General features: G+C 60.7%; 30 protein-coding genes. 19 read left to right on the top strand and 11 right to left on the bottom strand.

Annotated features, from left to right (window positions below):
* Positions 1–8 precede the first annotated feature (8 nt).
* The gene (locus NAT21_RS01485) at positions 9–926 is read right to left on the bottom strand and encodes a LysR family transcriptional regulator (RefSeq protein WP_250935107.1); all 918 of its coding nucleotides are present in this window, start codon (positions 924–926) and stop codon (positions 9–11) included.
* Between the two features lie 152 nt (positions 927–1078).
* Here NAT21_RS01485 and NAT21_RS01490 point away from each other — a divergent pair, with 152 nt between their 5' ends.
* From NAT21_RS01490 to NAT21_RS01515, 6 genes are all read left to right on the top strand, one after another.
* On the top strand, positions 1079–1879 hold the full coding sequence (locus NAT21_RS01490; protein WP_250935108.1) for a CmcJ/NvfI family oxidoreductase: 801 nt from the start codon (positions 1079–1081) through the stop codon (positions 1877–1879).
* A gap of 44 nt (positions 1880–1923) precedes the next feature.
* On the top strand, positions 1924–2673 hold the full coding sequence (locus NAT21_RS01495; RefSeq protein ID WP_250935109.1) for a 2OG-Fe(II) oxygenase family protein: 750 nt from the start codon (positions 1924–1926) through the stop codon (positions 2671–2673).
* 357 nt (positions 2674–3030) lie between these two features.
* Positions 3031–3873 (top strand): transporter substrate-binding domain-containing protein, encoded by an 843-nt coding sequence (locus NAT21_RS01500; protein WP_250935110.1) that lies wholly within the window; start codon positions 3031–3033, stop codon positions 3871–3873.
* 3 nt (positions 3874–3876) lie between these two features.
* A complete protein-coding gene (locus NAT21_RS01505; protein WP_250935111.1) occupies positions 3877–4557 on the top strand; it encodes an amino acid ABC transporter permease in 681 nt (226 codons plus the stop codon).
* Positions 4554–5210 carry an amino acid ABC transporter permease gene (locus tag NAT21_RS01510; protein ID WP_250935112.1) on the top strand — a complete coding sequence of 219 codons (657 nt, stop codon included), beginning with the start codon at positions 4554–4556 and terminating at the stop codon, positions 5208–5210. The genes NAT21_RS01505 and NAT21_RS01510 overlap by 4 nt, the downstream gene beginning before the upstream one ends.
* Positions 5191–5919, top strand: coding sequence for an amino acid ABC transporter ATP-binding protein (locus NAT21_RS01515; protein ID WP_250935113.1), 729 nt, complete (start codon positions 5191–5193; stop codon positions 5917–5919). Before NAT21_RS01510 ends, NAT21_RS01515 begins: the two co-directional genes overlap by 20 nt.
* A 20-nt stretch (positions 5920–5939) precedes the next feature.
* Here the strand turns inward: NAT21_RS01515 and NAT21_RS15460 are convergent, their stop codons facing one another.
* Entirely contained in the window at positions 5940–6074 is a 135-nt protein-coding gene (locus tag NAT21_RS15460; protein ID WP_284732641.1) for an NUDIX hydrolase, read from the bottom strand.
* A 77-nt stretch (positions 6075–6151) separates the two neighbouring features.
* Positions 6152–6478 (bottom strand): EthD family reductase, encoded by a 327-nt coding sequence (locus NAT21_RS01520; RefSeq protein WP_250935114.1) that lies wholly within the window; start codon positions 6476–6478, stop codon positions 6152–6154.
* 124 nt (positions 6479–6602) lie between these two features.
* Between NAT21_RS01520 and NAT21_RS01525 the strand changes: the two genes are divergently transcribed.
* The gene (locus NAT21_RS01525; RefSeq protein ID WP_250935117.1) at positions 6603–7397 is read left to right on the top strand and encodes a transporter substrate-binding domain-containing protein; all 795 of its coding nucleotides are present in this window, start codon (positions 6603–6605) and stop codon (positions 7395–7397) included.
* 7 nt (positions 7398–7404) lie between these two features.
* On the opposite strand, the gene NAT21_RS01530 is transcribed toward NAT21_RS01525, so the two are convergent.
* The 3 genes from NAT21_RS01530 to NAT21_RS01540 all read right to left on the bottom strand — a co-directional run bounded on the left by NAT21_RS01530 (position 7405) and on the right by NAT21_RS01540 (position 9985).
* On the bottom strand, positions 7405–8436 hold the full coding sequence (locus NAT21_RS01530) for an SPFH domain-containing protein (RefSeq protein WP_250935119.1): 1032 nt from the start codon (positions 8434–8436) through the stop codon (positions 7405–7407).
* Positions 8436–8939: a nodulation efficiency, NfeD-like protein gene (locus NAT21_RS01535; protein WP_250935121.1), complete on the bottom strand. Its 504-nt coding sequence runs from the start codon at positions 8937–8939 to the stop codon at positions 8436–8438. The genes NAT21_RS01530 and NAT21_RS01535 overlap by 1 nt, the downstream gene beginning before the upstream one ends.
* Positions 8940–9052: 113 nt before the next feature.
* Positions 9053–9985: a DNA/RNA non-specific endonuclease gene (locus NAT21_RS01540; RefSeq protein ID WP_250935124.1), complete on the bottom strand. Its 933-nt coding sequence runs from the start codon at positions 9983–9985 to the stop codon at positions 9053–9055.
* Positions 9986–10159: 174 nt separating this feature from the next.
* On the opposite strand from NAT21_RS01540, the gene NAT21_RS01545 reads away from it, so the two are divergent.
* Complete coding sequence (locus NAT21_RS01545; RefSeq protein ID WP_250935128.1) at positions 10160–10615, top strand: DUF3237 domain-containing protein; 456 nt, start codon at positions 10160–10162, stop codon at positions 10613–10615.
* 4 nt (positions 10616–10619) lie between these two features.
* Here the strand turns inward: NAT21_RS01545 and hglS are convergent, their stop codons facing one another.
* From hglS to NAT21_RS01560, 3 genes are all read right to left on the bottom strand, one after another.
* Positions 10620–11975 (bottom strand): 2-oxoadipate dioxygenase/decarboxylase HglS, encoded by a 1356-nt coding sequence (gene hglS, locus NAT21_RS01550; protein ID WP_250935130.1) that lies wholly within the window; start codon positions 11973–11975, stop codon positions 10620–10622.
* Between the two features lie 12 nt (positions 11976–11987).
* Positions 11988–13259, bottom strand: coding sequence for a 2-aminoadipate transaminase (locus NAT21_RS01555; protein WP_250935132.1), 1272 nt, complete (start codon positions 13257–13259; stop codon positions 11988–11990).
* A 118-nt stretch (positions 13260–13377) separates the two neighbouring features.
* Positions 13378–14292, bottom strand: a complete 915-nt coding sequence (locus NAT21_RS01560; protein ID WP_250935134.1) for a LysR family transcriptional regulator — start codon at positions 14290–14292, stop codon at positions 13378–13380.
* A gap of 148 nt (positions 14293–14440) precedes the next feature.
* Here NAT21_RS01560 and amaB point away from each other — a divergent pair, with 148 nt between their 5' ends.
* From amaB to NAT21_RS01590, 6 genes are all read left to right on the top strand, one after another.
* Positions 14441–15934 carry an L-piperidine-6-carboxylate dehydrogenase gene (gene amaB, locus NAT21_RS01565; RefSeq protein ID WP_250935137.1) on the top strand — a complete coding sequence of 498 codons (1494 nt, stop codon included), beginning with the start codon at positions 14441–14443 and terminating at the stop codon, positions 15932–15934.
* 97 nt (positions 15935–16031) lie between these two features.
* On the top strand, positions 16032–17477 hold the full coding sequence (nhaC, locus tag NAT21_RS01570) for a Na+/H+ antiporter NhaC (RefSeq protein WP_250935139.1): 1446 nt from the start codon (positions 16032–16034) through the stop codon (positions 17475–17477).
* A gap of 69 nt (positions 17478–17546) precedes the next feature.
* Positions 17547–18827 carry an L-pipecolate oxidase gene (gene amaA / locus NAT21_RS01575; RefSeq protein ID WP_250935141.1) on the top strand — a complete coding sequence of 427 codons (1281 nt, stop codon included), beginning with the start codon at positions 17547–17549 and terminating at the stop codon, positions 18825–18827.
* 127 nt (positions 18828–18954) lie between these two features.
* Positions 18955–19275, top strand: a complete 321-nt coding sequence (locus NAT21_RS01580) for a hypothetical protein (protein WP_250935143.1) — start codon at positions 18955–18957, stop codon at positions 19273–19275.
* Positions 19276–19334: 59 nt separating this feature from the next.
* Positions 19335–19694 (top strand): hypothetical protein, encoded by a 360-nt coding sequence (locus NAT21_RS01585; protein WP_250935145.1) that lies wholly within the window; start codon positions 19335–19337, stop codon positions 19692–19694.
* Between the two features lie 99 nt (positions 19695–19793).
* Positions 19794–20174, top strand: coding sequence for a hypothetical protein (locus NAT21_RS01590; RefSeq protein ID WP_250935147.1), 381 nt, complete (start codon positions 19794–19796; stop codon positions 20172–20174).
* A gap of 11 nt (positions 20175–20185) precedes the next feature.
* Here NAT21_RS01590 and nikR read toward each other — a convergent pair whose 3' ends face one another.
* Positions 20186–20659 carry a nickel-responsive transcriptional regulator NikR gene (gene nikR / locus NAT21_RS01595; RefSeq protein ID WP_250935148.1) on the bottom strand — a complete coding sequence of 158 codons (474 nt, stop codon included), beginning with the start codon at positions 20657–20659 and terminating at the stop codon, positions 20186–20188.
* 141 nt (positions 20660–20800) lie between these two features.
* On the opposite strand from nikR, the gene nikA reads away from it, so the two are divergent.
* From nikA to NAT21_RS01620, 5 genes are read left to right on the top strand one after another with little or no spacing between them, the layout of a single operon-like run.
* Positions 20801–22426, top strand: a complete 1626-nt coding sequence (gene nikA / locus NAT21_RS01600) for a nickel ABC transporter substrate-binding protein (RefSeq protein ID WP_250935149.1) — start codon at positions 20801–20803, stop codon at positions 22424–22426.
* A complete protein-coding gene (nikB, locus tag NAT21_RS01605; protein WP_250935150.1) occupies positions 22419–23405 on the top strand; it encodes a nickel ABC transporter permease subunit NikB in 987 nt (328 codons plus the stop codon). The genes nikA and nikB overlap by 8 nt, the downstream gene beginning before the upstream one ends.
* Positions 23402–24289, top strand: coding sequence for a nickel ABC transporter permease subunit NikC (nikC, locus tag NAT21_RS01610; protein ID WP_250935151.1), 888 nt, complete (start codon positions 23402–23404; stop codon positions 24287–24289). The genes nikB and nikC overlap by 4 nt, the downstream gene beginning before the upstream one ends.
* Positions 24286–25029: an ATP-binding cassette domain-containing protein gene (locus tag NAT21_RS01615; RefSeq protein WP_250935152.1), complete on the top strand. Its 744-nt coding sequence runs from the start codon at positions 24286–24288 to the stop codon at positions 25027–25029. The genes nikC and NAT21_RS01615 overlap by 4 nt, the downstream gene beginning before the upstream one ends.
* Positions 25026–25853: an ATP-binding cassette domain-containing protein gene (locus NAT21_RS01620; protein WP_250935153.1), complete on the top strand. Its 828-nt coding sequence runs from the start codon at positions 25026–25028 to the stop codon at positions 25851–25853. Before NAT21_RS01615 ends, NAT21_RS01620 begins: the two co-directional genes overlap by 4 nt.
* Here NAT21_RS01620 and NAT21_RS01625 read toward each other — a convergent pair.
* Entirely contained in the window at positions 25828–26418 is a 591-nt protein-coding gene (locus tag NAT21_RS01625) for a YceI family protein (protein ID WP_407658245.1), read from the bottom strand. The genes NAT21_RS01620 and NAT21_RS01625 overlap by 26 nt on opposite strands.
* Positions 26419–26435 lie beyond the last annotated feature (17 nt).

Here is a 26435-nt window from a genome sequence, read left to right on the forward strand (position 1 = left end):
ACGCCGCGCTATTGATTGAGCACCATGCGGTCGGCATGGGTCATGAGGAAGTCGACCCACGCCCTGACGCAGGGATTGGCGCGATTTTCCTGGGTAAATACGACATGGACACCGCTTTCAAAGCGTGTCGAGGTCACTTCATGCTGGCCCAGCACCGGGGTCAGTTGACCGCTGTCCAGCTCGTCCCTGATGGCCCAGCATGGCTGTAACACGATGCCCGCACCGTCGAGGGCGGCCTTTGTCAGTACATCGGCATTGTTGGAGCGCAGCATGCCGTCACGAATGGGAATGCGGCAGGTGTGCCCCTTGTATTTCAACTGCCAGTGATGGCTGGCCGTGGTGTAGTCGAAGGTCAGCAGGGTGTGCGCGGCCAGATCCTTCGGGCGAGTGATGGCGGCGTGGCGGTTCAGGTAGGCCGGCGCTGCCGCCAGCACGAACTGCTGATCGGCAATCTTTCGCGCAATCAGTGACGAGTCTTCCAGGTGGCCGATGCGTACTGCGACATCGAACTCTGCATCGATCAGGTCCACCCAGTGATCACTGCTGATGATGTGCAGGGTGATCTCGGGATAGGTCACCATGAATTCCCGCACCAGCGGTGCAATATAAAGGCGGGTGTAGCGCCAGGGTACGGAGACTCGCAGTGTGCCCGAGGTGGTTTGACCCGCGGCCTTCAAGTCCTGATCCATCAGATCGAACTGCTCGAGGATGGTGCCGATGCGTTTGAGAGCGCATTCACCGGCTGCCGTCAGCCGGACCTGCCGGGTAGAGCGAATGAGTAATGGCTCACCCAGCTGGCGTTCAAGCTGTCCGATATAGCGCGTTGCGGTCGAGGCGGCGATGCCCAGCTCCCTTGCCGCGGCAGAGAAACTGTGGTGCTCGGCTACCTTCTGAAAGGTTTTCAGTCTCAGGGTCAGATCGTTCATGGCACTCGATTATTGCAGCTACAGGAATAATGAATTCCCATTCTAGCCGTTCTGTCATCACCGGCCATGGCCTAGCCTTGTTGCAGATGCAGTTCTTGTGAGGCAGCCGATGCTGCCGGCAAGGTGATTCATTCGCCAGGAGGCTGGGTGACATGACGGACAGGGACAGGGCTTCCCGCAGCGAGCGGGCCTGGATCAATTATCAGGTAAGGCAGGCGGCGCCACTGCAGATTCTGGTGGACCCCGAGGGAGAAACCGGCAAGCGTATCGAGCCCGAGCACGACCGTGTTGAAGTCACGCTCCACGATGTTCGCGCCGACAGGGCGCCTACCTTCGACCAGCAGGGGGTGGCGTTTGTCGAGGCGCAGGAACTGGCCATGGATGTGACGCAGCAAGCCGTGCGCGAGCAGCACTACAGCAGGGCGGTTGCCGATTTTCTGTCGCAGTCCCTGGGGGCCAGCGAGGTCGTGGTGTTCGATCATACGCTCAGAGGCGTGGATGGCCATCGCCGGCCGGCACAGCACGTCCATACCGACTACGCCCGCGATGCCGGACGGCAACGGCTGTTTGACGTCCTTGAGGCGTCACGCGCCGCGGACTGGGCCGACGGGCATTTCGGCATCGTCAATCTGTGGCGCCCGGTCGCTTACCCCGCCGAGCTTGACCCCCTGGTTTTTGTGGATACTGCCACGGTGGCAGCGCAGGACTGGGTCAATATCGACATCATTTATCCCGACCGCCAGGGGCAGATTCAGGGGCTGACACACAGTCCGGATCACCACTGGTGGTACCAGTCGCGGATGTCGCCGGAGGAAGCCGTTATTTTCAATGCGTTCGACAGTGGCAAGCGGGTGCCGGTGCCCCATACCTCGGCCACGCTTTCCAGACCGTCTCCCAACGCACGGCCCAGGCAGAGCATCGAGAGTCGGGCACTGGTGCGCTATCCCGACTGACGGGTTGCCTGCTGAACGCTGGATTCATATATCAAGGAGTTGTCATGAGTGAAGCCATTTATATCGTCGGCCATGAACGCGGGTTCAATGCTGATCCCCTGCCGATCTGGAGTGATGCGGGCGATCCGGATCTGCTGTTTGAAGCCCATGATCCGGAGCAGGTCTCGCGTCGCGATATCCCTGAAGTGCCCGGTGCCTTTCAGTTACTCAACGTGCTGAGTTCAAGCGAGGCAGACAATTTCGTACGCATGGCCGAGCAAATGGGGTTCGATCAGGATTCTCCCGTTTCGCTGCCCCATAACGTTCGCCACAACCATAATGTCAACTGGATTGTCAGCGAGGCCGTGGACAGCACCTTGTGGGCACGTTCCAGACACCTGGTGACTGACAAGGTGGATGGCGAGAGCGCCAAGGGGTTGAACGCTCGTTTCAGGTTTTATCGTTATGAAACAGGGGACTTTTTCAAACCCCATAGTGACGGTGCCTGGCCGGGCAGTCGCGTCATCGATAACAGGATTGTTCAGGACGCCTATCCCGGGCTCATGAGCCAGTACACCTACCTCATTTTCCTGAGTGATGGTTATGAAGGCGGCCGGACCGAGTTTCTGGTCAGCAAGAGCAACCCTGGTCGTCCGGCGCAGTCACGGGATGACGTTACTACCGTGTCGGTCTCGACCCCCAAGGGCGGAGTACTGTGCTTTCCTCATGGTCAGCATCCCCTGCACTGCATTCATTCCGGCGAGCTCATCACCTCGGGCGCGAAGTACATCATTCGCAGTGACATCCTCTACTAGGCACTCAACAGCAGTCCCCATGAAGAACCCGGCGCATTGTCGCCGGGTTTCTTTGTATTGAGGCATGAAAACAGTGCCGTCAATAACGCCTTGCAGGGAGGCCGACTTTCAGGAAGCGTCGCATGAGCGTTTCTGGTGCATCGGGGGAAAGGGCGCTGCACCATGGGCGATCATGCAGGCGGCTGCCGTGATGAATGGAGCCCTCTTCGGCTGGCCGGCAGGACGCAAGCTGATGTTGGCCGTGGTAAAAGGCGAAACATGGCACAGTGATTGCAACGTTCGTTTCATGGAATAACCCAGAAAAATCATCGTTTCATCCAGAAGGCTGGATAAAGCGCTTATCACCGGGAGTGCCCCATGACCGATCGCCGTCGTTTTCTGACCCTTGCTGCCCACCTGGTGGGTGCAACGCTTGCAACCCTGTCACTGGCGGCCACGCTGAGTGGCCCGGCCCAGGCGTCCAGCCTTGATGATATCCAGTCACGCGGCACCCTGCGGGTCGCGGTGCCTCAGGACTTTCCGCCCTTCGGCTCCATCGGCGCCGATATGCAGCCACAGGGCTACGATATCGATACAGCGCGCTATCTGGCCGAGCAGATGAAGCTGGATCTGTCACTGGTGCCGGTGACGAGCGCGAACCGGATTCCTTATCTCACGACCGGCAAGGTGGATCTGGTCATTTCCAGTCTGGGGCGGAACCCTGACCGGGCAAGGGCCATCGATTTTTCCGACAAGTACGCTCCCTTTTTCTTCGGTGTGTTCGGTGATGGTGCAACCGACAGCGATGATGGCATTGAGGCCCCGGCAGATCTCGCGGGGAAAACCATCGGTGTGACCCGAGGGGCACTGGAGGATATCGAGCTCTCGAAGGTGGCGCCCGAGAATACCGTCATCAAGCGCTTTGAGGACAATGCAACGACCATCTCGGCCTTTCTGTCCGGCCAGGTCGGCCTGATTGCCACCGGCAACCAGGTCGCGGCGTCGATTGCCGCGCGAGGGGGGCGGCATGTGCCGGAGCTGGCCTTCACGCTGAAGGATTCGCCGTGCTACATCGGGGTGGCGAAGAATAACCCCGAGTTGCTGGCCCGTGTTGATCAGTTGATTCAGGACGGCATGAGCGACGGTACGTTCAACGCCTTGTCCGAGAAATGGTTCAAGGCACCACTGCCGGCTGATTTTGACGCGGCTGGCGGACACTGAGTCATGGCAATGGCACTCGATTTCAGCGCGCTCGCTCCGTACGGAGGTGAGGTTGCCGCTGGCGTGGCGACCACCATATCACTTACGGCCGTCGCTACGCTGGTGGGTATCACGGCGGCCAGCGTGCTGGCATGGCTGAAGCTCAATGGGCCGGCCGGTGTGCGCTGGGGCATTCAGGCCTACGTCGAGCTGGTGCGCAATACGCCCTTTATCGTGCAGCTTTTCTTCATTTTCTTCGGCCTGCCGGCGCTGGGCGTCTCACTTGAGGCCTGGGTGGCAGCACTGATCGCCATGACCATGAACCTGACCGCCTATGCCACGGAAATCGTGCGGGCGGGCATCGAGTCCATCGGCAAGGGGCAGCTTGAAGCTGCGCGGGTGCTGGGGCTTTCCCGCCGTCAGACCTACCGCCATGTGGTGCTGGTGCCGGCCCTTCGAAAGATTTATCCGGCGCTGACCAATCAATGCATCATCGTGATGCTGGGGTCTGCCGTCATCTCGCAGATTTCGGTCGAGGAACTGACTTGGGCGGCCAACTTCATTGCCTCGCGCAACTTCCGTAATTTCGAGGCGTATATCCTGGCCACACTGATCTACCTGGCGTTGTCGATCGGTATGCGGCAGCTGTTCAGGCTTGCCGGCTGGCACTTTCTGGGCGGGCGTCAGGGGAGGCCTTCCTCATGATGGATTTCACCCTGTGGGATATCGTGCGCAACCTGTTGCTCTCGATGCGCTGGACCGTCGTGCTGTCCCTGATCGCCTTTATCGGAGGCGGGGTAGTGGCGCTGCTGCTGACGGTGATTCGCCTGTCTCCCTCTCGCTGGGTGCAGTGGCCGGTAATGGCCTATGTGGAGCTTTTCCAGGGCACGCCCCTGTTGATGCAGTTGTTTCTGGCCTTTTTCGGCCTGGGCGCGCTGGGCATTCAGGTCTCGGCCTGGACGGCCGCGACACTTGCCCTGGTGCTGTTTACCAGCGCCTTTCTGACTGACATCTGGCAGGGCTGCATTCGGGCGATTCCGCCCGGCCAGTGGCAGGGAGCCAGAGTGCTGGGCCTTGGCAGGCTGCAGACCCTGCACCATGTGATACTGCCGCAGGCGCTGCGGCTGGCGATTGCTCCGACGGTCGGGTTTTCGGTACAGGTCGTGAAGGGAACGGCACTTGCATCGATCATCGGTTTTGTCGAGCTGACCCGCACCGGCACCATGCTCAATAACGCGACCTTCAAACCCTTTCTGATCTTTGCCCTGGTCGCACTGGGGTATTTCCTGTTGTGTTATCCCCTGTCCCTTTATGCCCGTCATCTGGAGAAAAAGCTCAATGTCACTGGTTCGCGTTGATGCCCTTCACAAGTCCTTTGGCCACCTTGAAGTGCTGAAAGGCATCGATCTCAAGGTATCTGCCGGCGAGGTTGTATCGATCATCGGGCGCAGCGGGTCGGGTAAAAGTACCTTCCTGCGCTGCCTTAATCAGCTGGAGCAGCACGACAGCGGCCGGATTGAAATCAATGGCCAGGTGCTGGATGCCAATAGCATGGCGCCGGCGCTGCTCAGTGAAAACGTGGGCATGGTGTTTCAGAACTTCAATCTGTTTCCGCACAAGACCGTGGGCGAAAACGTGATGCTGGCACCGATGATTGTGCGGGGTGAGCGCGAGCGGGAGGCCTCGCGGCTGGCGCGCCGCATGCTTGAGCGTGTCGGGCTGGCGGACAGGTTTGATGCCTGGCCGGAGCAGTTGTCCGGCGGCCAGCAGCAGCGGGTTGCCATCGCCCGTGCGCTGGCGATGTCGCCCAAGGTGCTGCTGTGTGACGAGATTACTTCGGCGCTTGACCCGGAGCTCGTAGGCGATGTGCTGAAGGTGCTGGAACAGCTGGCCAGGGACGGGATGACCCTGATTCTGGTGACCCACGAAATGAGCTTTGCCCGTGATGTGGGCAGCCGGGTGGTGTTCATGCACCAGGGGCGAATTCATGAGCAGGGGGACTCAAGAGAAGTGCTGTCTCAGCCCAGGACACCCGAGTTGCAGCAGTTCCTGTCGGCGGTCCGGTAACCGCCGCAGGACATGGTCTTTCACCTCTGTCGCAGGGCCACATGCTGAAGCAGCATAATGGTCTTGCCGTCCATGATCTCGCCTCGCGTGATCATGGCCAGCGCCTCTTCAAGCGGCAGCTCCAGCACGTCGATATCCTCGCCTTCCGAGGCCACACCGCCGCCCTGGCCGATCCGCTGGCCCGTGCCGGGCTGAGCGTGATGCCTGCCTGCCCCGGCCGAGCCTGCAGACTCTATTCCGTGAACAGCGGTACCGTGCGATGCATGCCTGGCATCAGGTCGGTGAAGTTGCTGACATCGGCCGTGACCGGGCCGGTGGCCGGAGCATCCAGGCAGGCCTGAAGGGCGCTTTCGCTTTTGAATACGCAGACGGCAACGGCAACGATGCTGTCATGGGGCGGTTCTGCCGGGAACAGGGCCGAGGCCTGCAGCAGGCCGTGCTCCTGCCAGGCCGCGCGTACCATCGGCAGGTGGGTGTTGACGTAATAGTCACGGTCGAATCGGTCCGTCTGATGGCCGGTGTAGACGATATAAAGCGTGACGGTGTCGGAGGAACTCATGGGACAGGCCTTTTGAAGTCAGTGTATGAGATTGAATGGTGGTACTGGTCTTTCAGCACAAGGTAGAACTATCTTCAGGGATTGAGACAATGCCCCGGACCTTTTGTGCAAGAGACCGACAATAATGAATAAAACAGTACTATCGACGCTGGGTATGCTACTGCTGAGTACCCAGGCCCAGGCTGCGCCGGATTCATCGAATGACCGGCTTGAGCAGATCGCCGAACGTGGGGTGCTCAGGGTATGCACTACCGGTGATTACCGCCCTTACAGCTACCTCCGCCCGGATGGTGAGTATGAGGGGATCGATATCGATATGGCCCGATCACTGGCCGACAGTATCGGGGCACGTGTGCAGTGGGTGCCAACTACCTGGAAGGCGCTGATGCCTGATTTTGTGGCGAAGGGCTGCGATATCGGGGTGGGCGGGATTTCCGTCACGCTTGAGCGTCAGCGCAAGGCCTGGTATGCGGAGTCACTCGGCACCGATGGCAAGATTCCCCTGGTGCGCTGTGATGATGTGGCGCGGTATCGCACCGTTGAGCAACTGAATCATCAGGACGTGCGTGTGATCGAACCACCGGGTGGGACCAATGAAGCCTTTGTGCGGCATTATCTGCCGGACGCCTCACTGGCGCTGTATGACGATAACGTCACCATCTTTCAGCAGCTGGTGGATAAGCACGCTGACGTCATGATCACCGATGCCTCCGAGGCGCTGTATCAGCAACAGCACATGCCGGAACTGTGTGCCGTCAATCCCGGGGAGCCGCTTCAATACGGCGAGAAGGCCTATCTGCTGCCCCGGGGTGACATGGACTGGAAACAGTACGTGGATCAGTGGCTGCATCTGAGCACCGCCACGGGCGAGTATGGAAAAATAGCCACCCACTGGATCGGGACGGTGCCGTCGTCCTGATCTCTGGCTAGCCGCCGAACCCGGCCCCGCCCATGGCGGCGCGGGCCAGGCCAGAATCCGGGGGCGTGTTCGGGGCATCCGGCGTGCCGGTCAGCTCCCGGAACATGCCCATCGAGCCGAGCAGTGCCGATGATTCATACGGTACGAAAATGCGTTCACCGTGTTTTGCCATGTCCGGCAGGGTCTTGATGTAATTCTGTCCCAGCAGATAACTCACTACGGTGCGCTTGTCCTCGGGGTCGCTGCCCAGTGCCTCCAGCACCAGCCGGATCGACTGCTTCTCGCCTTCGGCTCGCAGAATGGTGGCCTGCTTGTCGCCTTCGGCATTCAGAATGGATGATTCACGTTCCCCCTGAGCCCGGGCAATGGCCGCGGATTTTTCTCCTTCCGCTTCGGTCACGGTGGCGCGGCGCTTTCGCTCGGCCGCCATCTGAAGGCGCATGGCGTCTTCCACTTCTTCCGGCATGTGGATGTCCTGCACTTCCACCCGGGTGATTCGCACGCCCCATTTATTGGAGGGATCATCCATGGCTGCCTGAATCTTGTCGTTGACCTCACTGCGGGATTCGAAGATACGATCGAGTTCCATCTTGCCGACCACCGAACGCAGCGTGGTCTTGGCCAGTACTTCGATGGCCTGACTGACATTTTCGATTTCGTAGACGGCAGCGCGCGGATCGATGATCTGGAAATACAGCGCCCCGTTGATGCGGACGGTGACATTATCCGTGGTTACGACCGGCTGACCGGGAAAGTCCATGACGGTTTCGCGCCGGTCGATCCGGTTTTCAAAACTGGCAATCGGGATATAGTCATCGCCGCTGCGCTTGTAGCGAATCATGGCAATGGCGCGAGGCTGATCGATAAACGGAATGATGAAGTTGATGCCGCTTTCAAGCAGGCGGTTGAAGGAGCCGAGACGCTCGATCACCATCACCTCCGACTGACGGACGATAACCAGCCCCTTGGCAACGATGATGATGCCGATGACCAGTACGATCAGGGCGATGAGAAAGGCAGGACTTTGCAGCAGGTTCATTAGAGTGGTTCCCTGGGGGTGTCATTGGTGCTCATGTCGGGGATGACGGCGGCCGCCTCAAGCGTGACGATCGCGGTAGTGCCCTCAAAGTGATCCAGTCGTACCTCGGTGCCGGGGGCAATGATCCGGTGGGGTGCGTGCAGGTCACGCACCCGGAAACTGTCTCCCTTGAGGGTAATCACGGTAGCGTGATCAAAATCGCGCAGATGGGTCAGGTAATACCGGCCGTGTTCGACACCGGTACCGGTAGTGCCATAGCCGGTCGCCGCAGGAGTCGTATGCCGTCCCAGGCGTTTGATGGTCAGCGGCACCAGCGCACCGGCCAATAGCCCCACACCGATCAGTTGCAATACGATCGAACCACCGAAGGCGGCCAGCACGGCGCCACCCAGTGCTGCTGCCGCCAGAGCGAGAAATACAAACGAGCCGGCGCCCAGCATCAGTTCCATGCCGGCCAGCAGCAGGGCGATCAGCGCCCAGACCCAGCTGTCGTTCCAGTTCATCACGCCTCCCGCCTGCACCTGGCAGGGTTGATTGCTGTCAGTGTACCGATCATGCCATATATTCCTGTTCAAGGAGCAGCTGATGCATTGCATGATCAGTAGCGTGTCTGACCTTAAACGCGAATATCCCCCAGTTGGTGAATCACGGCCTCCACTCGGGTGCCCGTCGCTCGTTCTTCATTGCTGAAACCGTCCAGGTGGCTCAGGGGGCCGAAATCCAGCCCGGTCAGTGTCTCGATGTGCAGGATACTTTTCTGAAAGGTCTGGTACTGGCCGAAAAACAGCCCCAGGCCATCATTCAGCTCCCTGTCCTGGGTAATCAGGTAGGCCGTAGCACTCTGGCGGCCATCGTCCCTGATGAAGGCGACCACTTTCCAGAAGGCTTCAGGGATGCGTACGCCCCGGTATGTTCGGTCGCTATCCTTGAATACCGGTCCGGTAAAGATGCTGAGTCGGCCCGAGCCCCTGGCGGCGTTATCCTTCAGATAATCCTCGAGCCCCAGCCAGGTCTGCTGATTGAAGGCGGCCATCTGCGGCGTGCAGTTGGTGAAGTGAAAGGTATCCTGATTGGCCTGTTCGGCCAGCGTGCCCCAGCAGGCGGCCGACCGCCGGACCAGATGGCCTCGGTCCAGCGGATTGCGGGCATACAGCGCTTCGCCACACTGAGCATCTGCCGGTATTCGGCTATCCAGCACCCACCGGTCGTTGCCGCGACGAATGCTTCGAAGCTGGCTTCCATCCAGATTGAAGGCAGTAAAAAAGGCCAGCCGCCGCGGGCGGTTCATCACGATCGAGAAGTGGGTGTAATCCAGCCGCCCATCATCACGGCCGTCGACGGGGGTAACGTCTCCCGGTGCCCTGTCGGTGACCACGGGCATCGGCACGGTAAAGCCTTCCAGGAAGTCTGCGTTATAGCCGGTGCGCCCTTCGAGTGCCGAGCCGGGCGTCATGGCCGGAGCAAATGAAGCCACCGCCGAGGGTGACGTCGGGTCGGGTGTGGGATCGATGGGCGTCAGGTCGGCAAGGCGAACGGGGGAAGCGGACATGAGTACGGCCTGTGCAGGATAAATGTATCTTCCAGAATGGCACTATCTGCCGGTTTTGCACGTGCTCCCGACATGGTGACGGCGGATGGTATTCGTGACCAATTACCTATGTTTCATTGATATTTGCTCCGGTAGGCTCTGCCCTGTACATGCCTTCACTCAGCGGGGAATATCATGGCCACCTGGAACAGCCTGCCGTCATTGAGCTTTCTGGCCGAAGCCGAAGTCCATGTGGCGCCACCACATGAACTGGGTCACACCGGCCAGGGAGAGCGCCTGATGTTTGCCATTGAAGGCGGCCGGTTCAGCGGTCCCGGCCTGTCCGGAACCATCCTGCCTGGCGGGGCAGACTGGGCCTTTCAGGTAAGCCGTACCCGGATTGAAATCAGTGCCCATTATCTGGTCGAGCGGGAGGATGGCGTAGTGCTTGAAATCACCAACGAAGGCACTTCCTGCGAAGTGTCGCCCGGTATATGGCAGGGCGAGACCGTGGCCCGTTTCCGAAGCCGTGATCCGGTTCAGAGCCATCAGATGATGATAGGCCGGATGCGTGCCGACACCTGCCAGGAGCCGGGAATCATCCGGCTGGCCTTCTGGCAGGTGGTCGTGAAGGGACACGCTCCGGCGTGATGCCTTATCCCGTCAGCTCGGTGCGTAACCTGTCGATCGATGCCTGTTCACGCCGGGCATAAAGGTCCAGTTCACTGGTAACCTCGGCTCCGAGTGCGGCTTCAAAGGCGGCCTGGTTGGCATTGCCTTCGTAGCTGTGATCGCTGCGTCCGCCCAGGTTGGATTGAAAGATGCCGGCCGCAGAGACCGGCAGGAAGTCCTCATAGGTAATCGGCTCGGCACGGACGATATTCTGCTCGATCAGGGCCTTCAGGGTGTCGGAATTGACAGGCCCGGAAAGGCCGGCCCGATCCCTGAGGTGATAATCGAAATAGGCCAGCCCTTCCCGGTGCAGTGTGTCGACATCATCCGGAAATGCTTCGAATACCTCGGCCAGTACCTGCTGATGTGCCTCGTTGGCCAGGCCCTCGGTGCGGGTTCTGGCTGTGCGCAGCAGCCGGTCATACAAGGCTCTGCCCTTGGGCGTCAGCGCCACGCCACGCTGCTCGATTTCACCGAAGCGGGCCGTATGGGTGCCATCGTGATGATCTGCAAAGTCGATCGATTCCTCGAGTGCCTTGAAACTGGTCTGGCGCAGCAGGATCGGCCACTGGCGACGGGGTGGGCCTTCAATGACATCCTTGGGCGTGATGCCGACGTCCGGCATGCGGCGCTGCACTTCATCGATGTCCAGTGTGCGTGGCGTGAGATGGTTGATGTGGGGACCCTTGAAGCAGACCACATCCGCGATCAGCCGGTGCTCCTGTGCCAGTGCCTGATAGGTGGCATGGTCCACTGTGGCCTGCTGGTGCCAGCGGAATGTCTCGAGTGCTTCCGAGACAAACTGGTCTGCTTCCGTGTCGGTCAAACCGCCCTGTTGTTCAAAGATCGTGATCAGCTCAAGTGCGCGTTCGGTAAATATCTGACGCTTTTCCAGAATGTCGCTGGCCCGGGCGCGCAGGGCCTGATCCTCGATCAGTTCCAGACGCAGTAGCGAGGTGAACAGGCGGAACGGGTTGCGCTTGAGGGCGGCGTCATCCATCGGCCTGAAGGCCGTGGCATGTACCGGCACGCCGGCTTCTGACAGGTCGTAGTAGCCGACCGGAAACATGCCCATGACGGCGAAAAGGCGGCGCAGGGTGGCCAGCTCCTTGGCCGTGCCGACCCGGATGGCGCCATGGCGTTCCACTCGCAGGCGAGCCAGTTCCTGCTGGTCACACAGGCGAGCATGCAGGTCCGGGTCGCGGTCCAGGGTTTCGCGATTTACCGCGTCAACCAGCTTCAGCAAGGTACCGTACTGGGGCACTTCCAGCTGATACATGTCAGACATCGCCTTTGAGAAGCGATCACGAATTTCGTCAGGATCAAGGTAAGGCCGCATGACAATCTCCTGTCAGATTAGATGGCATTCGCGGGTAATCAGTGACTCGAGGGCTTGTTCGATAATAGACAATCCCTCGTCCATGAGTTCGGGTTCGATGGTCAGCGGTGCCAGCAGGCGCAGCACGTGACGCCTGCGCCCACTGGGCATCAGCAAAAGCCCCCGCTGGCGTGCTGCCTGAAGCAATGCCATCAGGTGCTCGCTGCCAGTGGCTGATTCCGTGTCATTGAAGACAATGCCACGCATGGCCCCCACGCCGGTCAGTGCTCCCAGCATGGGGTAGCGGCCGCTGTCGTGCCAGCGTTGCCAGGCCTGACGGATGGCCTGTGACTGCCGGGCTTCCCAGCGGGAAAGCTGATCTTCCGTCATGACGTCCATGACGGCCAGGGCTGCTGCACAGGCGACGGCATTTCCGGAAAAGGTGCCCCCCAGGCCCCCTTTGGGCACGGCATTCATCAGGGCTTCGCGCCCGACCACTGCCGCCAGTGGCAGCCCGGCGGCAATGCTCTTGCCGATCAGCAGAAGATCCGGCTCGATGCCGAGCCGCGAGAACGCAAACCGTTGGCCGGTGCGGCCAAAGCCCGACTGGATTTCATCAAGAATCAGCACGATGCCGTGCTGGTCGCACAGGGCACGCAGGGTGTTGGCGAACACCGGGCACAGTGGCAGGAAGCCGCCTTCACCCTGCACGGGTTCCACGATGATGCAGGCGATATCTTCAACGGGCAGCTCGACGCTGACCAGGCGCTCGAAGGCGCGGGTGGCCTCGTGTGCGCTGATGTCATTGTCCGGACTGGGGTAGGGCAGGTGATAAACCGGGCCGGGGAGGGTGCCCATGGCCTTCTTGTAGGGCGCCACCTTGCCATTGAGATTCAGTGCCGCCAGGGTGCGGCCATGAAAGCCGCCGTCAAAGGCGACGACGGCCTGCCGGCCGGTCGCCGCCCGGGCCACCTTGAGCGCATTTTCACAGGCTTCGGCCCCACTGTTGGTCAGCATGGTCGCCAGCGGATAGGACACCGGAACAAAGGTGGCGAGCCGGGCGGCCACATCAAGGTAACCCCGGTGGGGCGTGGCATTGAATGCCGCATGCATCAGAGTGTCGATCTGGGCATGAGCTGCCTCGCGCACTGCCGGGTGGCCGTGGCCAAGGTTCAGCACGCCAATGCCGCCGATGAAATCAATGTAACGTTTGCCCTGTTCATCCCAGACTTCGGCATTGTTCCCACGTGCAATGCACACCGGATGTACGACTCCAAGAGCCTGGCTGATATATGGCATGTCCATGAGCGGCTGTCCTTGAACGCAGCGAGTAAGTGGCTGTTATCAGATCAGGCAGGCATCAGCACCTTCAAGCGAAAAAAAACGGGTGGGTCATTCCAAAAAGTCGGCTTTTGCCCGGCCGTCAGGAAATGGCCGGAAAAAGGGTCGGGCGTTCCAGGTGTTCCAGGATCCAGGTCACGAACCCCTTGACCTTGGCGACCTCTCCCTTGTGTTCCGGATAGGCCAGGTAATAGGCATCCTGACTTTTGATGGCATGATGCCAGGCGACCGTCAGCTCGCCCCGGGCAATTTCCTCATCTGCCAGAAAGCGGGGTACCAAAGTCACGCCGCATCCTACGCGGGCCGCTCTCAGCAGCATCTCGAAGGTATCAAAGCGCGGGCCATGATAGCTGTGTTCGGTATAGCAGTCCTGCTCGGCAAACCATGTGTGCCACGCCTCCGGCCGGGAGGCGCTTTGCAGCAGCACCAGTTGCGTCAGCTCCAGGGGGGAGGAAAAGCCCTGGGCTGGCAGCAGGCCGGGGGCGCAGACCGGCACCAGCTCTTCATCCAGCACGCGGACACATTCGGCCTTTGGCCAGACACCGCGCCCGTAAAAGAAAGCAGCATCGACCCGTTCGTCTTCAAGGTCGAACGGGTCGGAGCGAATACTGATGTCCAGGTAGGTGGTGGGATGGCGCAGCCGGTATCCGTTCAGTCGCGGTACCAGCCAGCGAGCGCCGAAGGTCGGCAGGGTGCTGACGCTCAGTACATCGCTCTGGCCGCCATAGGACTGCATGTAGCGCGTTGACATCTCTACCTGAGCCAGCGTCTTGCGTACCTCCGTCAGGTACAGCGACCCCTCCGGCGTGACCTGCAGCCGCTTGCGAACGCGGAGAAACAGCGGGTGTTCCAGCAGTGACTCCAGTTGAGCGACCTGCTTGCTGACGGCGCTCTGGGTCAGATTCAGCTCATCGGCAGCCCGGGTAAAGCTGAGATGACGGGCCGAGGCTTCAAAACACTGCATGGCGATCAGGGTGGGCAGGCGGGGGCGTGACATGAGCACCTCTGGTTGCGAAAAAAAGGAATGAACTTCGTATAAAACGTCGTTTGAGCGGGGTCAAGTGTCATGGTGATACTGAGATAAATCTCACGAGGCGGCAGCAGCGTTTATCCGCCTGGAATCAGCAGCACAGGAAGCCTATCAGATGATCAATGACCTCATGCAGCGCCTTGGCGTATCAAGCCAGCAGTATCAGGGCGGCGATTACGCAGTGACCTCTCCGACCGATGGTAGTGAGCTTGGCCGTGTGGCCTTCGAATCCGCCGACGTTACCCAGGGCCGTATCGACCGTGCCCAGCGAGCCTTCGAGGCCTGGCGTCAGGTGCCTGCCCCTCGCCGGGGCGAGCTGGTTCGCCTGTTTGCCGACCAGCTTCGCCGGCACAAGGATGATCTGGGCCGTCTGGTGACGCTTGAGTGCGGCAAGATCTACCAGGAAGGGCTGGGTGAAGTGCAGGAAATGATCGATATCTGTGACCTGGCCGTAGGGCAGTCACGGCAGCTTTTCGGTCTGACCATTGCCTCCGAGCGCCCGGGCCATCACATGCGTGAAAGCTGGCACCCGCTGGGCCCGATCGGTCTGATTACGGCCTTCAACTTCCCGGTAGCCCCCTGGGCGTGGAACGCGGCGCTGGCCCTGGTATGCGGTAATAGCCTGATCTGGAAGCCTTCCGAGAAGACGCCGCTGTGTGCATTGGCCTGCCAGGCCCTGCTTGATGCGGCTGTGAAGGAATTCGGTGACGATGCGCCAGCGGATCTGAGCCAGGTCGTGATCGGTGGACGCGAGTCCGGTGAAGTACTGACCGATGACAGGCGTATTCCGCTGATCAGCGCTACCGGCAGCACGCGCATGGGGCGCGAAATTGCACCACGCGTTGCCTCGCGCTTCGGTCGCAGCATTCTGGAGCTGGGGGGCAACAATGCCATGATCCTGGCGCCGAGTGCCGATCTGGACATGGCTGTTCGCGCCATTCTGTTTTCTGCCGTGGGAACGGCCGGTCAGCGCTGCACCACCCTGCGTCGTCTGATTGTGCATGAATCCATTCGCGATGATGTGCTGGCCCGGGTCAAGAAGGCCTATGCCAACGTCACCATTGGTGACCCGATGGACGGTAGTCTGGTCGGCCCGCTGATTGATGGCCAGTCCTTTGATCAGATGCAGTCTGCGCTTGGCAAGGCGCGTGAGCAGGGTGCGACAGTCACCGGAGGCGAGCGTCTGCTGGAGGATCAGTATCCAGAGGGGTTCTACGTGCGGCCGGCGATCGTTGAAATGCAGGAGCAGACTGATCTGGTTCGTAGCGAGACCTTTGCTCCGATCCTTTATGTGATGAGCTACAGCGAGTTCGACGAGGCGCTGGCCATGAACAATGACGTGCCTCAGGGCCTGTCCTCATGCGTGTTCACCACGGATGTCCGCGAGGCTGAAACCTTCGTCTCGGCGCTGGGCAGTGATTGCGGAATTGCGAACGTCAACATTGGGCCGAGCGGTGCCGAAATCGGCGGTGCCTTTGGAGGCGAGAAGGAAACCGGCGGCGGCCGTGAGTCCGGTTCGGATATCTGGAAAAGCTACATGCGTCGCCAGACCAATACCGTGAACTATTCCCGCGAGCTGCCCCTGGCGCAGGGTATCCGGTTCGACTGATCCGGTAACGCTGTAGTTCAGGCACCCAGGCGGTTCCGTCAGTCCACAGGATGCCGGGGCCGCCTACGTCACAACAATGATAAAAGGCAGGCGCGCCATGACAGGCAATATTCGTATCGGGAAGACGCCAGGGCTTGCAATGGCACTGGCTCCGCTGCTGCTGACCGTCTCTTTGCTGATGGTGCAGTTCTTCGTGTTCAACGATTTTACTCCGCATATCCCGCTGGCCTGCGGGATCATCATCTGTGCGCTCTTTGCGCGCATCAAGGGCGTCAGCTGGCAGCAGATGGAGGCATCGATGCTTGAGGTCATCAAGCTCGGTGTCCCGGCGATCCTGATCCTGCTGGCCGTCGGGATGGTCATCGGTTCATGGATACTCTCCGGCACCGTGCCCACTCTGATCTACTACGGCATTGAACTCGTGTCCCCGGGCCTGTTTCTGGTAGCCACCAGTCTGATCAGCGCGCTGGTATCGCTGGCCATCGGCACCTCCTGGGGCACCATCGGCACGCTGGGCCTGGCGCTGATGGGCATCGGTCAGGGGCTGGGGATTCCCGTGCACCTGACCGCAGGGGCCCTGGTCTCCGGTGCCTTTTTCGGTGACAAGATGTCCCCGCTGTCAGACACCACCAACCTGACTCCGGCGGTATGCGAGACCGATCTGTGGAGCCACATTCGGGGCATGATGGCGACCACCATTCCCGCCATGACCATTGCGCTGGCCCTGTATGCCTGGCTGGGCATGAGCTACGCCGACTCGGTCACCGATACCAACAGCATCGCGGTGTTGCGCAGTACGCTGGCGTCCAGTTTTACCCTGAGCTGGATCACGTTGATTCCGCCGGTCATGGTCATTGGCATGGCCGTGGCCAGGCTGCCGCCCTTTCCCAGTATCTTTGCCGGTGCGGCGGCCGGCGGCATCATCGCACTGACGCTTCAGGGCAGCGATCTGCACACCGTGGTCAGCGTGATGCAGAACGGCTATGAGAGTCAGACCGGTAATGCGGCGATGGATCAGCTGCTGAGCAACGGGGGCGTCATGTCCATGGCCTGGGTGGTCACGCTTACCCTGTTTGCCCTGAGCTTTACCGGCATGCTGGAAGCCTACGGCACGATCGATGCCATCATGAAATACATGTCGAAACTGACCCGTGGTCGATTCAGTCTTGTGCTGACCAGTTCAGCCACGACAGCCTCGGTGGGCGTTGTCGTCGGTGATGTCTATACGACGCTGGTGCTGCCGGGCCGCCTGCTTCGTGGCCAGTATCAGAAGATGGGCTACAGCACGACGACGCTTTCCCGCTCGATTGAAGACAACGGCACGCTGCTCTCCCCGTTGATTCCCTGGAACATGGGCGGTGCCTTTGTGGCTTCGACCATCGGCGTACCGACACTTCTGTACGCCCCCTTTGCCTTTGCCTGCTGGCTGTCTCCGTTGATCGGGCTGTTCTGGGCGCTGATCGGCAGGTTCATACCGGAGGCGGAGCCCTCGATCGCCCCGTCAACGGCGCCGCCATCGGCCAGTCAGCCGTCTCCGGCATAAGCAGTGATGAAGCATCATGATGGTTTCGGCCGGGGACGATGAACCGGCCTGTTGAAGGAGTGGCGTATCATGCAGGAGAAGTGTCTTTGGGAAGCGAGTGCACGGGAGCAGGCTCCCGTAACAGCGCCACTGGACAGTGATATCAGCACCCAGGTCTGTGTGGTGGGCGGCGGCATTACCGGGCTGTCGACGGCGCTTCATCTGGCGGAGCGCGGGATCTCCGTATCGGTGCTGGAAGCAGGCCGGATTCCGACCGGCGGATCCGGTCGTAACGTCGGGCTCGTCAATGCCGGCTTATGGGTGCCGCCTGACGATATCGTGGCGGCGCTGGGGGCGGAAGACGGTGAGCGAGCCAACCGGGTGCTGGGCGAGGCACCCGCGCGTGTCTTTGAGCTGATCGAGCGTTACGGGATCAACTGCCATGCGACCCGCACCGGCACGTTGCACCTGGGGCACAATCCGAAGGGGTGCAACGAGCTGGCTCGCCGTCGCGATCAGCTGACGGCGCGAGGTGCGCCGGTCGAGCTGGTCACGGGAACGGACTGTGAGCGACTGACCGGCACACCAAAAATTGCTGCCGCCCTGCTGGACAAACGGGCCGGCACCATCAATCCCACCGAGTATACCCGGGGGCTGGCTCAGGCCGCCTGCGCTCAGGGGGCGGCACTGTTTACCGACAGCAGCGTGACCGGTATCGAGCGTGACGGCGACCGGTGGCGCGTCCGGACGGCTGCCGGTAGTGTGCTGGCCGATCGTGTTGTCATGGCAACCAACGCCTATACCCAGGATGACTGGAACTGGGTGAAACACCAGTTCTTTACCGGGCATTACATGCAGGTGGCTTCGAAGCCGCTCAGTGGTGAGGTGGCCGACAGCATCCTGCCGGACCGGCAGGGGGCATGGGATACACGAACCGTGCTGTCCAGTATTCGGCGCGACAGTGAGGGGCGGCTGGTACTGGGATCACTGGGCAGTGGAGAGCGCCGCCCGCATGCCTATCTCAAGTGCTGGGCCGATCGGGTGGCGTCCTTTTATTTTCCGGCACTGGGCGCGGTCGAGTGGGAATACACCTGGACAGGCAATGTGGCATTTACGCCGGATCACACCCTGCGACTGTTTGAACCGTTGCCGGGCATCCTGGCCGCCTGCGGCTATAACGGGCGTGGTGTGACGACGGGCACCGTCGTGGGGCAGGGCTTTGCACAGTTCATCACGACCGGAGATGACAGTCTCATGCCATTGCCGATCAAGACCCACAAGGCCATTGCCTCCCGGCCGCTCTGGAGTCTGGCCTATGAGAGCGGATTCACGCTTTATCATGTGGGGCAGTGTTTGCGCGTGACCATGTGATCGTCAGAGGTGGCAGTGGCGACAACTTTTCTTTATTGAAACTGAACCATGGCGAGAAACACGCCTCCAATGTTCAGGCGCCTGCCTTTGCAGGTGCCTGGATGTTCAATTCCCTCTGGAGACTGCCATGACCCGTGTTGCCCTTGTTTTCGCCGCTGCCGTTGCCCTTGTACCTCTCAGCCAGTCCGCGAGTGCCGATGAGCCGTTGTCGTCACAGCCCGATACCGTTCAGCACTGCGTCAGTGCAGCACAGGCGCAGGACGAGACGCTGCAGGGGCTTTCCTATGCACACAGCAACGTTGTGCGTTATGCCACCGGTCACCCCTATCACCTTGAGGTGAGTCTGCTGGGAGAGGGCAATGGCTATTACAACCTGCAGTGCCATATCGATGCGCAGGGCACCGTGACGTATCAGGGCTACAAGCTGGGTGGTCAGCCGGTGGAATGAACCAATCGGTCATGAGTGATGTGTGTTACGCGCCGGGTGGTCTACGCTGAAAAGGCACCATGAAGGTGCAGGCGATGACAGGATTACAAGGAGTGTTTATGCACAAGCCGATGCTGACAGTGACAGGTGCCCTGATGTTGGGCTTTTTAAGTGCTTCCGTTCAGGCTGCGCCGCCTGAAAAGCCGACCAGTGAGCTCGCGCAGCAGTGCATTGATCAGGCGACGGCAAAAGAGCCGAAACTGCAGGACCTTCCCTATGGCTCCGACAACATGGACAGCTATGAGAAGGGCGAACCGTTTGATCTGGAAGTCACCCTGTACGGCAAGGGTAACGCCATGATGAACCTTGACTGCAAGATCGACAGTAAGGGTTCACTGAGCTATCAAGGGTATGAAAGGTCAGGCCGCTGGGCCGGCTGAAGGCAGGGCGGCGGCATTCCGTCGCAGGGAGTGGATACAGGGTACAGAGGGCCCCCTCGCTGATTTATGCTGACGGGGCCTGTCTTGAGGAGATGACTCATGTCCGATGCAACGACTCACTGTAATCTGGGCCAGATTGATCTGCTGGACGACAATATTTCGACTTCCCATCAGATTCAGGCTCGTAATGTTCACCAGCTGTATCTGTTATCGGTCGAAGTGCGCGCCCTGATGGACGTGGTGTGCCAGAACGGCCAGTCCAGTCTGCTGGCCGATCGTATCGAGCACCATGCGCATCAGCTCGAAGAGCAGTTTCTGGACCGTGCTGAAAAGCGCCGTTCCCTGTCACTGAGCTACCAGTTCTTCATGCGGCAAAAGGAACTGATCGACGAAGACGTGACGTCGATCGTTGGCGCGTTGCATGCTCTGGATGACAATGGCCAGATAGGCGACGACGTGCACGACCACCTGCATGACTGACCCGCATGTCCCTAGCTGTCCCGCACTCGCCAGTGAGTGTGGGGCTCTATCTGATCCCCGTGCAGATGTTCCTCGATATCCGGGTCGATCGGCACCATGAAGGCGCGACCATGTCGTACTCCCCGCTCGCTGATGACCCGCTCTGTCAGCGCATGAACGCGCTGACTTTCCCCTTTCAATACGGCCACCGACAGTGAGTGATCATGATCCAGTGGCACCTCCAGGGTGGTGTGGATCAGAGCATGGTGGACATGAAACAGATGCGACAGCCGCTGCGCCAGATCTCGGGTACCGTGATCGAAGACCCAGCTGAGCGTGGCCATGCAGTGACGTGACGTCCCCGGCTGTTGCTGCCTGGAATCCAGAAGTCCCGTTCGCAGCAGGTCCCGCATCGCCTCGGAACGCCCCTGATAGTTGTGGGATCGCACCCGCTCATCGATGGCTTCCAGCAGTTCATCATCCAGAGTAATCGTCACCCGCTGCATGTCGGCTCCTTGTGACTCGGCACGAGCCGCGTTGATTCAGGCTCGCGAGTATGAGGAATTTGGATAGACATCATATCAGGGCTTCGCTAGGCTCCACACCCACTTCTCCCTTTCTCTTGCCGGTACGGATACACGACGCTCATGAAGCAGCAGACGGCGCGGTGGGTGCGCACTCTTTCAGTAATGGTCTGGTGTCTTATGGCCGGTACCTCGACAGTGATGGCGGCTGAAGCCGACAGCGGGGACCAGGCCCCGGTACTTCGTACGGCATGGCCCTACGATGTGGGGCCACTGAACAGCCAGGGGTATGGTGCCAATCAGATGGTGGCTCAGGCCATGGTGTATGAGCCGCTGGTGCGTTATCACAAGGGAGAAATCGAGCCCTGGCTGGCGACCGACTGGGCACTGTCGGAAGACGGTCGCACCTATACCTTTACCCTGCGTCAGAATGTGACCTTTTCCGATGGCACACCGTTTGATGCCTCTGCCGTCAAGGCCAACGTCGACGCGGTGCTTGGTTGCCGGGCACGTCATGACTGGCTGGCACTGGTCAATCAGCTTGATCACGTCACGGTCGTGGACGCGCATACCGTCCAGCTGGTACTCAAGCATCCGTACTATCCCACCCTGATGGAACTGTCATTGATTCGGCCACTACGCATTGCCTCGCCGAGCGTGCTGGGCGCGGCGGGCAGTGGCACGCAGTGCCAGCTGTCTGCGCCGGTGGGAACCGGCCCCTGGGTGTTCAGTGGCCGCGAACCCGGACGAGTGGATCATTTTCGCCGCAATGCGCACTACTGGGGCACGATGCCCGCCTTTTCAGGTGTCGATATCCATGTCATCAATGATCCCAATACTCGGGCCATGGCGCTCGAGACCGGGCAGATCGATATGGTGCAGGGCACTCGCGGGATGATTTCGGTGGACAGCTTTCAGCGGTTGAGCCATGACCCGCGCTTTACCGCCAGCCGTTCCGAGCCGCTGGCGACACGTACGTTCGTCATGAACAGCAAGCGTTTCCCGACGAATGCGCTGCCGGTTCGTCAGGCCATCGAGTACGCGGTGGATCGGCCCGCGATCGTCAAGGCGCTGCTCTACGGGGCCGAGCCGGTTGCCTACCGGTTGTTTTCATCCCGCGTTCCCTATGCCGATATCGACCTGCCGACCCGCACGTTTGATCCGGCACGCGCGCGCGCCCTGCTTGAGAAAGCGGGCTGGACGTCCGGCGATGACGGTATTCGGGTGAAGGACGGTCAGCGGCTTACGCTGTCACTGTACTTTGATGGCGAAGACCCGTTGCAGAAGTCGATGTCGCAGGTGGTTCAGGCCAACCTGCGAGCCATTGGCATAGAGGTTCGACTGCAGGGCGAGGAAGAGGGCGCGCTGATGAAACGGCAGAAAAACGGCCATTTCAATATGATCTACAGCGATACCTGGGGCGCACCCTACGAGCCTCATGCCTATCTGAGCTCCATGCGCGTGCCGGCGCATGCTGATTATCAGGCGCAGCAGGGGCTGCCCATGAAGGGCGCGCTGGATCGGGATATCGGCAGGGTGCTGACTACCCAGAACCCGGAACAGCGCCAGTCACTGTATCGGGATATTCTGACCACCCTGCATGACCAGGCCATTTACCTGCCGATTTCCTTCATCACCTCACGCTCTGTCAGCAATGACCGGGTCAGTAATGTGCGCTTTGGCGACACCATGGAAGATATTCCCTTCGCTGACATGACCCCCGCCGAAAGGGCGCCCGCCCATGACTGAGCCTGTCCGGCGGTTCGAGCCGCTCTGGCAGCTGGCCCTGCGCCGGCTGGCGCTGCTGCCCATCCTGTTGCTGCTGGTGTCGGTCATCATCTTCGTGTTGCTGCATGTCGGGCGTGGCGACCCCGCCATGGATTATCTGCGGCTGTCCGGTATTACGCCGACCGACCAGGCCCTGATGGAGGCCCGGCATCGACTGGGCCTTGATCTGCCCCTGGTGCAGCAGTATGGCCGCTGGCTGTGGGGCGCGTTGCACCTGGATTTTGGCACGTCCTTCATCAGTGGCGAGCCGGTGCTGGCGATGCTGCTTGATTACCTGCCCGCCACCTTGTCGCTGGTCGCTGTGGCGCTGGTGGTCACGGCGATCTTCAGCGTAGCGCTGGGCCTGCTGGCCGGCAGTTATCCTGATCGCTGGCCGGATCATCTGGTGCGCTTCATTGCCTTTCTCGGTGTCTCGATGCCGAATTTCTGGCTCGGCTTTCTGATGGTGCTGTTGTTTTCCGTCTGGCTTGAGTGGCTGCCGCCGATGGGATATGGCGGCCCGCTGCACTTTGTCATGCCGGCCATGGCGATTTCACTGATGACCATTTCAATCAATGCCAGGATGCTTCGTACCTCGCTGCTTGAAGCCCGGACTCAGCGCCATGTTCACTACGCTCGGCTGCGTGGGCTGTCGTCGGGGCGGCAGCTTCGGGCCCATGTGCTGCCCCATGCCCTCTTGCCGTTGCTGACAGCATCCGGGATGGCTATTGGTGAGCTGATTGGCGGCGCCTTTGTCATCGAGAACATCTTTGCCTGGCCCGGCGTGGGTCGTCTGGCCGTGGAGGCGATTCACAACCGGGACTTCCCGGTTCTGCAGTGTTTTACGCTGTTGATGACACTGGTCTACGTGCTGGCCAATCTGGGAGTGGACGTCGTTCATGCCTGGCTTGATCCGCGCATCCGTCGTCACCGTGTCACCCCTTCCGGAGACATGACATGAAGGAAGCCCTGTTGTATCGGCGCCCCGTGTCACCTGCGTCCGGACGCGGCTGGTCGCGCCTGTTCAGGTCCTCGACCTGGGGCGTGCGCATTGGCGGGGTGCTGGTGGTCGTGCTGGTCTTCATGGCGATGGCTGCGCCCTGGCTGGCGCCGATGGATCCTGATGCCGTTGATATTCTTCACCGACTGGCACCGGCCAGCCGCGAGCACTGGCTGGGTACCGATGCCCTGGGTCGGGATGTGGCCTCGCGCCTGCTGTATGGTGCCAGGCTGTCACTGGGTACCGTGGCGGCCATCCTCGGGCTGGTACTGGCGATCGGACTGGTCGTTGGTAGCGTGGCCGGGCTGGCCGGTGGGCGTATCGATCAGGTACTGATGCGGGCCGCCGACCTGTTTCTGACCCTGCCGACCTTCGTGATGGCCATGTGTCTGATCGGCGTGCTGGGCCCGGGCATGAGCAGTGTCATCATTGCGGTGTCGTTGACACACTGGGCCTGGTACGCACGCGTGGTGCGGGTGCTGGTGATGTCCCTGCGGGAACGGGAGTTCGTGCAGGCCGCGCGATTATCCGGCGCGGGCGGTGCAGCCATCTTTCGCGAGCACATGCTGCCAACGGTGCTGGTGCAGGTCCTGATTCTTTTAACGCTGGATCTGGGTCACATGATGCTGCATGTGGCGGCGCTGTCGTTTCTGGGACTGGGTGTTGCCCCGCCGACGCCTGAGTGGGGCGTGATGATCAGCGATGCCCGTGAGGTCATCTGGTCGAGCCCGGCGCTGATCTTCTGGCCCGGCGCAGCCATTTTCATCAGTGTGATGGCGTTCAATCTGTTGAGTGATGGCCTTCGCGACCGTCTCGATCCTGTACTGGCGGAGGCTCACCCATGAGCGGCCCGGCTACGCTGTCCCCCCTGAGCGTGTATCACGGCTCACTCCGATTGCTTGATCGGATCAGTCTGTGCCTGACTCCGGGGCGCACGGTGGCGCTGGTGGGGCAAAGCGGGGCAGGCAAGTCCCTGACTGCTGCCGCGCTCGCAGGTGCCCTGCCACCGACGCTGACACGTGAAGGAGGTGTGCTGAGCACCCGGGATGGCCGCATGCCGCAGGTGGCCAGCCTGTTGCAGAATCCGCGCAGCGCCTTTAATCCGTTGATGACCATGGAGGCGCATGCTCTGGAAACACTGGCAACCGTCGGCGTGCGGGGCCATGCCGCCAGGCAGCGCATCGCCGCTGCACTGGAGGATGCGGGCCTCGCCCCGGAGGTACGAAACACCTACGCCTTTGAGCTTTCTGGCGGAATGCTGCAGCGAATGATGCTGGCGCTGGGGTTGATGCAGCAGGCGTCGTTTCTGATCGCAGATGAGCCCACCTCGGATCTGGACCCTCGTTCCTGCCAGCGCAGTCTGTCGCTGATCGAGACCGTGGTGCGGGAGCACGGCATGGGTGTACTGCTCATTACCCATGACCTGGGCGTGGTCAATGCCTGTGCTGATGAGGTGCATGTCATCAGTGAGGGGCGCCTGGTTGAATCCACCACGCCGGAAACGCTGTGCCGCGCGCCGAGCAGTGATGCGGCCCGGCGGTTGCTTGCTGCCCACCATGCCCTGTACGACGAGGAACCCCTGTGAGCCTGACCCTAAGCGCCATCAGTCACCGCTATGGCACACGTTGCGTACTGGATAATGTGTCTCTGACGCTGGCACCTGGCGAGCGTGTGGCACTGGTGGGGGGCAGTGGCGAGGGCAAGAGCACCCTGTCACGCATCATGCTGGGGCTTGAAACCCCGACAGAAGGGCGAATATTTCATGACGGGGCACCGGTATCGCTCAGGCATCGGGCCGGCCGTCAGGCATTCCGACAGCAGGTTCAAGGGGTCTTTCAGGATGCCCCCGGGGCCGTCAATCCTCGTCATACCGTGGCCCGTATCATCGATGAGCCCCTGCGCCACCTGAGTCGGTTGTCCCATGCTGCCCGGTGGGCACGTGTGACCTCGCTGCTGGACGCCGTGCATCTACCGGCCGAGTACGCACGGCGCCGGCCGCATCAGCTTTCCGGGGGGCAGTTGCAGCGTGTGTGCCTGGCGCGAGCGCTGGCCATCAATCCTTCCCTGCTGATCTGTGATGAGGCTACGTCCGGACTCGATACCGTACTGCAGGTGGAGTTGACCCGCTGGCTGGCGACGCAGTGCCGTGACAGCGGCATGGGGCTGTTCTTCATTACTCATGACCTGCGACTGGCCCGGCGTCTGTGTTCACGGGTGCTGGTGATGCAGGGAGGGCGGCTGATTGATGACGTGCAGGCCGGCGAGGCGTTTACCCATCCGGAGGCGCGTGCACTTGAAGCGGCGGTGCTTCCGGCACTTCCACCGGCGGGCACCATGAAAAACGCCGCCCCGGGGGGCGGCGTTCAGGGGGAGTCGACAGTCGTTACTGACGAATGCCTTCAAAGGTAATGTACAGCTCGACATTTTCAGAGGCCGGCCCCAGCTTCTTGACCATATCGATACCGAAATCGGCCGGCTGGATGGTGGTTTCCCCTTCAAACCCCTGGCGGTAACCGCCCCACGGATCGTCTCCGCCACCGATGCGATCGACTTCAAACGTGACCGGTTTGGTCACGCCATGCAGGGTCAGGTTGCCTTTCAGTTCGCCCTCATTCTTGTCATCGCCGGGAACAAACTGCGTGGACTCGAAGGTGGCCGTCGGGTATTTGCTGACGTCGAGGAACTCGGCGCTTTTAAGGTGCTTGTCCCGCTCGGCATGGTTGGTGTCCAGGCTGTCTGTCTGAACGGTGACGTTGACCTTCGATGCCTTGACGTCATCCGGGTCATAGGTAAAGGAACCGTCAAAATCGCGGAACTGCCCCAGTTCATAGGAGTAGCCCAGGTGGCTGACCTTGAACTGGATGAAGGCGTGGGCGCCTTCGGTGTCGATCTTGTAGTCTGCGGCCAGAGCCGGTGTGGCGGCGACGGCAGAGAGGGCAAAGGCGGCAAGGCCGGTGCGAAGTGGGGTCATCATGCATGCTCCTTGTACAA

The organism is Larsenimonas rhizosphaerae (assembly GCF_023700005.1).
GTDB classification, from domain to species: domain Bacteria; phylum Pseudomonadota; class Gammaproteobacteria; order Pseudomonadales; family Halomonadaceae; genus Larsenimonas; species Larsenimonas rhizosphaerae.

What these genes read in the sequence shown, in the direction of transcription:
- NAT21_RS01485 (WP_250935107.1), bottom strand. Translation starts at nt 926, where the DNA reads ATGAACGATCTGACCCTGAGACTGAAAACCTTTCAGAAGGTAGCCGAG.
- NAT21_RS01490 (WP_250935108.1), top strand. Translation starts at nt 1,079, where the DNA reads ATGACGGACAGGGACAGGGCTTCCCGCAGCGAGCGGGCCTGGATCAAT.
- NAT21_RS01495 (WP_250935109.1), top strand. Translation starts at nt 1,924, where the DNA reads ATGAGTGAAGCCATTTATATCGTCGGCCATGAACGCGGGTTCAATGCT.
- NAT21_RS01500 (WP_250935110.1), top strand. Translation starts at nt 3,031, where the DNA reads ATGACCGATCGCCGTCGTTTTCTGACCCTTGCTGCCCACCTGGTGGGT.
- NAT21_RS01505 (WP_250935111.1), top strand. Translation starts at nt 3,877, where the DNA reads ATGGCAATGGCACTCGATTTCAGCGCGCTCGCTCCGTACGGAGGTGAG.
- NAT21_RS01510 (WP_250935112.1), top strand. Translation starts at nt 4,554, where the DNA reads ATGATGGATTTCACCCTGTGGGATATCGTGCGCAACCTGTTGCTCTCG.
- NAT21_RS01515 (WP_250935113.1), top strand. Translation starts at nt 5,191, where the DNA reads ATGTCACTGGTTCGCGTTGATGCCCTTCACAAGTCCTTTGGCCACCTT.
- NAT21_RS01520 (WP_250935114.1), bottom strand. Translation starts at nt 6,478, where the DNA reads ATGAGTTCCTCCGACACCGTCACGCTTTATATCGTCTACACCGGCCAT.
- NAT21_RS01525 (WP_250935117.1), top strand. Translation starts at nt 6,603, where the DNA reads ATGAATAAAACAGTACTATCGACGCTGGGTATGCTACTGCTGAGTACC.
- NAT21_RS01530 (WP_250935119.1), bottom strand. Translation starts at nt 8,436, where the DNA reads ATGAACCTGCTGCAAAGTCCTGCCTTTCTCATCGCCCTGATCGTACTG.
- NAT21_RS01535 (WP_250935121.1), bottom strand. Translation starts at nt 8,939, where the DNA reads ATGAACTGGAACGACAGCTGGGTCTGGGCGCTGATCGCCCTGCTGCTG.
- NAT21_RS01540 (WP_250935124.1), bottom strand. Translation starts at nt 9,985, where the DNA reads ATGTCCGCTTCCCCCGTTCGCCTTGCCGACCTGACGCCCATCGATCCC.
- NAT21_RS01545 (WP_250935128.1), top strand. Translation starts at nt 10,160, where the DNA reads ATGGCCACCTGGAACAGCCTGCCGTCATTGAGCTTTCTGGCCGAAGCC.
- hglS (WP_250935130.1), bottom strand. Translation starts at nt 11,975, where the DNA reads ATGCGGCCTTACCTTGATCCTGACGAAATTCGTGATCGCTTCTCAAAG.
- NAT21_RS01555 (WP_250935132.1), bottom strand. Translation starts at nt 13,259, where the DNA reads ATGGACATGCCATATATCAGCCAGGCTCTTGGAGTCGTACATCCGGTG.
- NAT21_RS01560 (WP_250935134.1), bottom strand. Translation starts at nt 14,292, where the DNA reads ATGTCACGCCCCCGCCTGCCCACCCTGATCGCCATGCAGTGTTTTGAA.
- amaB (WP_250935137.1), top strand. Translation starts at nt 14,441, where the DNA reads ATGATCAATGACCTCATGCAGCGCCTTGGCGTATCAAGCCAGCAGTAT.
- nhaC (WP_250935139.1), top strand. Translation starts at nt 16,032, where the DNA reads ATGACAGGCAATATTCGTATCGGGAAGACGCCAGGGCTTGCAATGGCA.
- amaA (WP_250935141.1), top strand. Translation starts at nt 17,547, where the DNA reads ATGCAGGAGAAGTGTCTTTGGGAAGCGAGTGCACGGGAGCAGGCTCCC.
- NAT21_RS01580 (WP_250935143.1), top strand. Translation starts at nt 18,955, where the DNA reads ATGACCCGTGTTGCCCTTGTTTTCGCCGCTGCCGTTGCCCTTGTACCT.
- NAT21_RS01585 (WP_250935145.1), top strand. Translation starts at nt 19,335, where the DNA reads ATGAAGGTGCAGGCGATGACAGGATTACAAGGAGTGTTTATGCACAAG.
- NAT21_RS01590 (WP_250935147.1), top strand. Translation starts at nt 19,794, where the DNA reads ATGTCCGATGCAACGACTCACTGTAATCTGGGCCAGATTGATCTGCTG.
- nikR (WP_250935148.1), bottom strand. Translation starts at nt 20,659, where the DNA reads ATGCAGCGGGTGACGATTACTCTGGATGATGAACTGCTGGAAGCCATC.
- nikA (WP_250935149.1), top strand. Translation starts at nt 20,801, where the DNA reads ATGAAGCAGCAGACGGCGCGGTGGGTGCGCACTCTTTCAGTAATGGTC.
- nikB (WP_250935150.1), top strand. Translation starts at nt 22,419, where the DNA reads ATGACTGAGCCTGTCCGGCGGTTCGAGCCGCTCTGGCAGCTGGCCCTG.
- nikC (WP_250935151.1), top strand. Translation starts at nt 23,402, where the DNA reads ATGAAGGAAGCCCTGTTGTATCGGCGCCCCGTGTCACCTGCGTCCGGA.
- NAT21_RS01615 (WP_250935152.1), top strand. Translation starts at nt 24,286, where the DNA reads ATGAGCGGCCCGGCTACGCTGTCCCCCCTGAGCGTGTATCACGGCTCA.
- NAT21_RS01625 (WP_407658245.1), bottom strand. Translation starts at nt 26,418, where the DNA reads ATGATGACCCCACTTCGCACCGGCCTTGCCGCCTTTGCCCTCTCTGCC.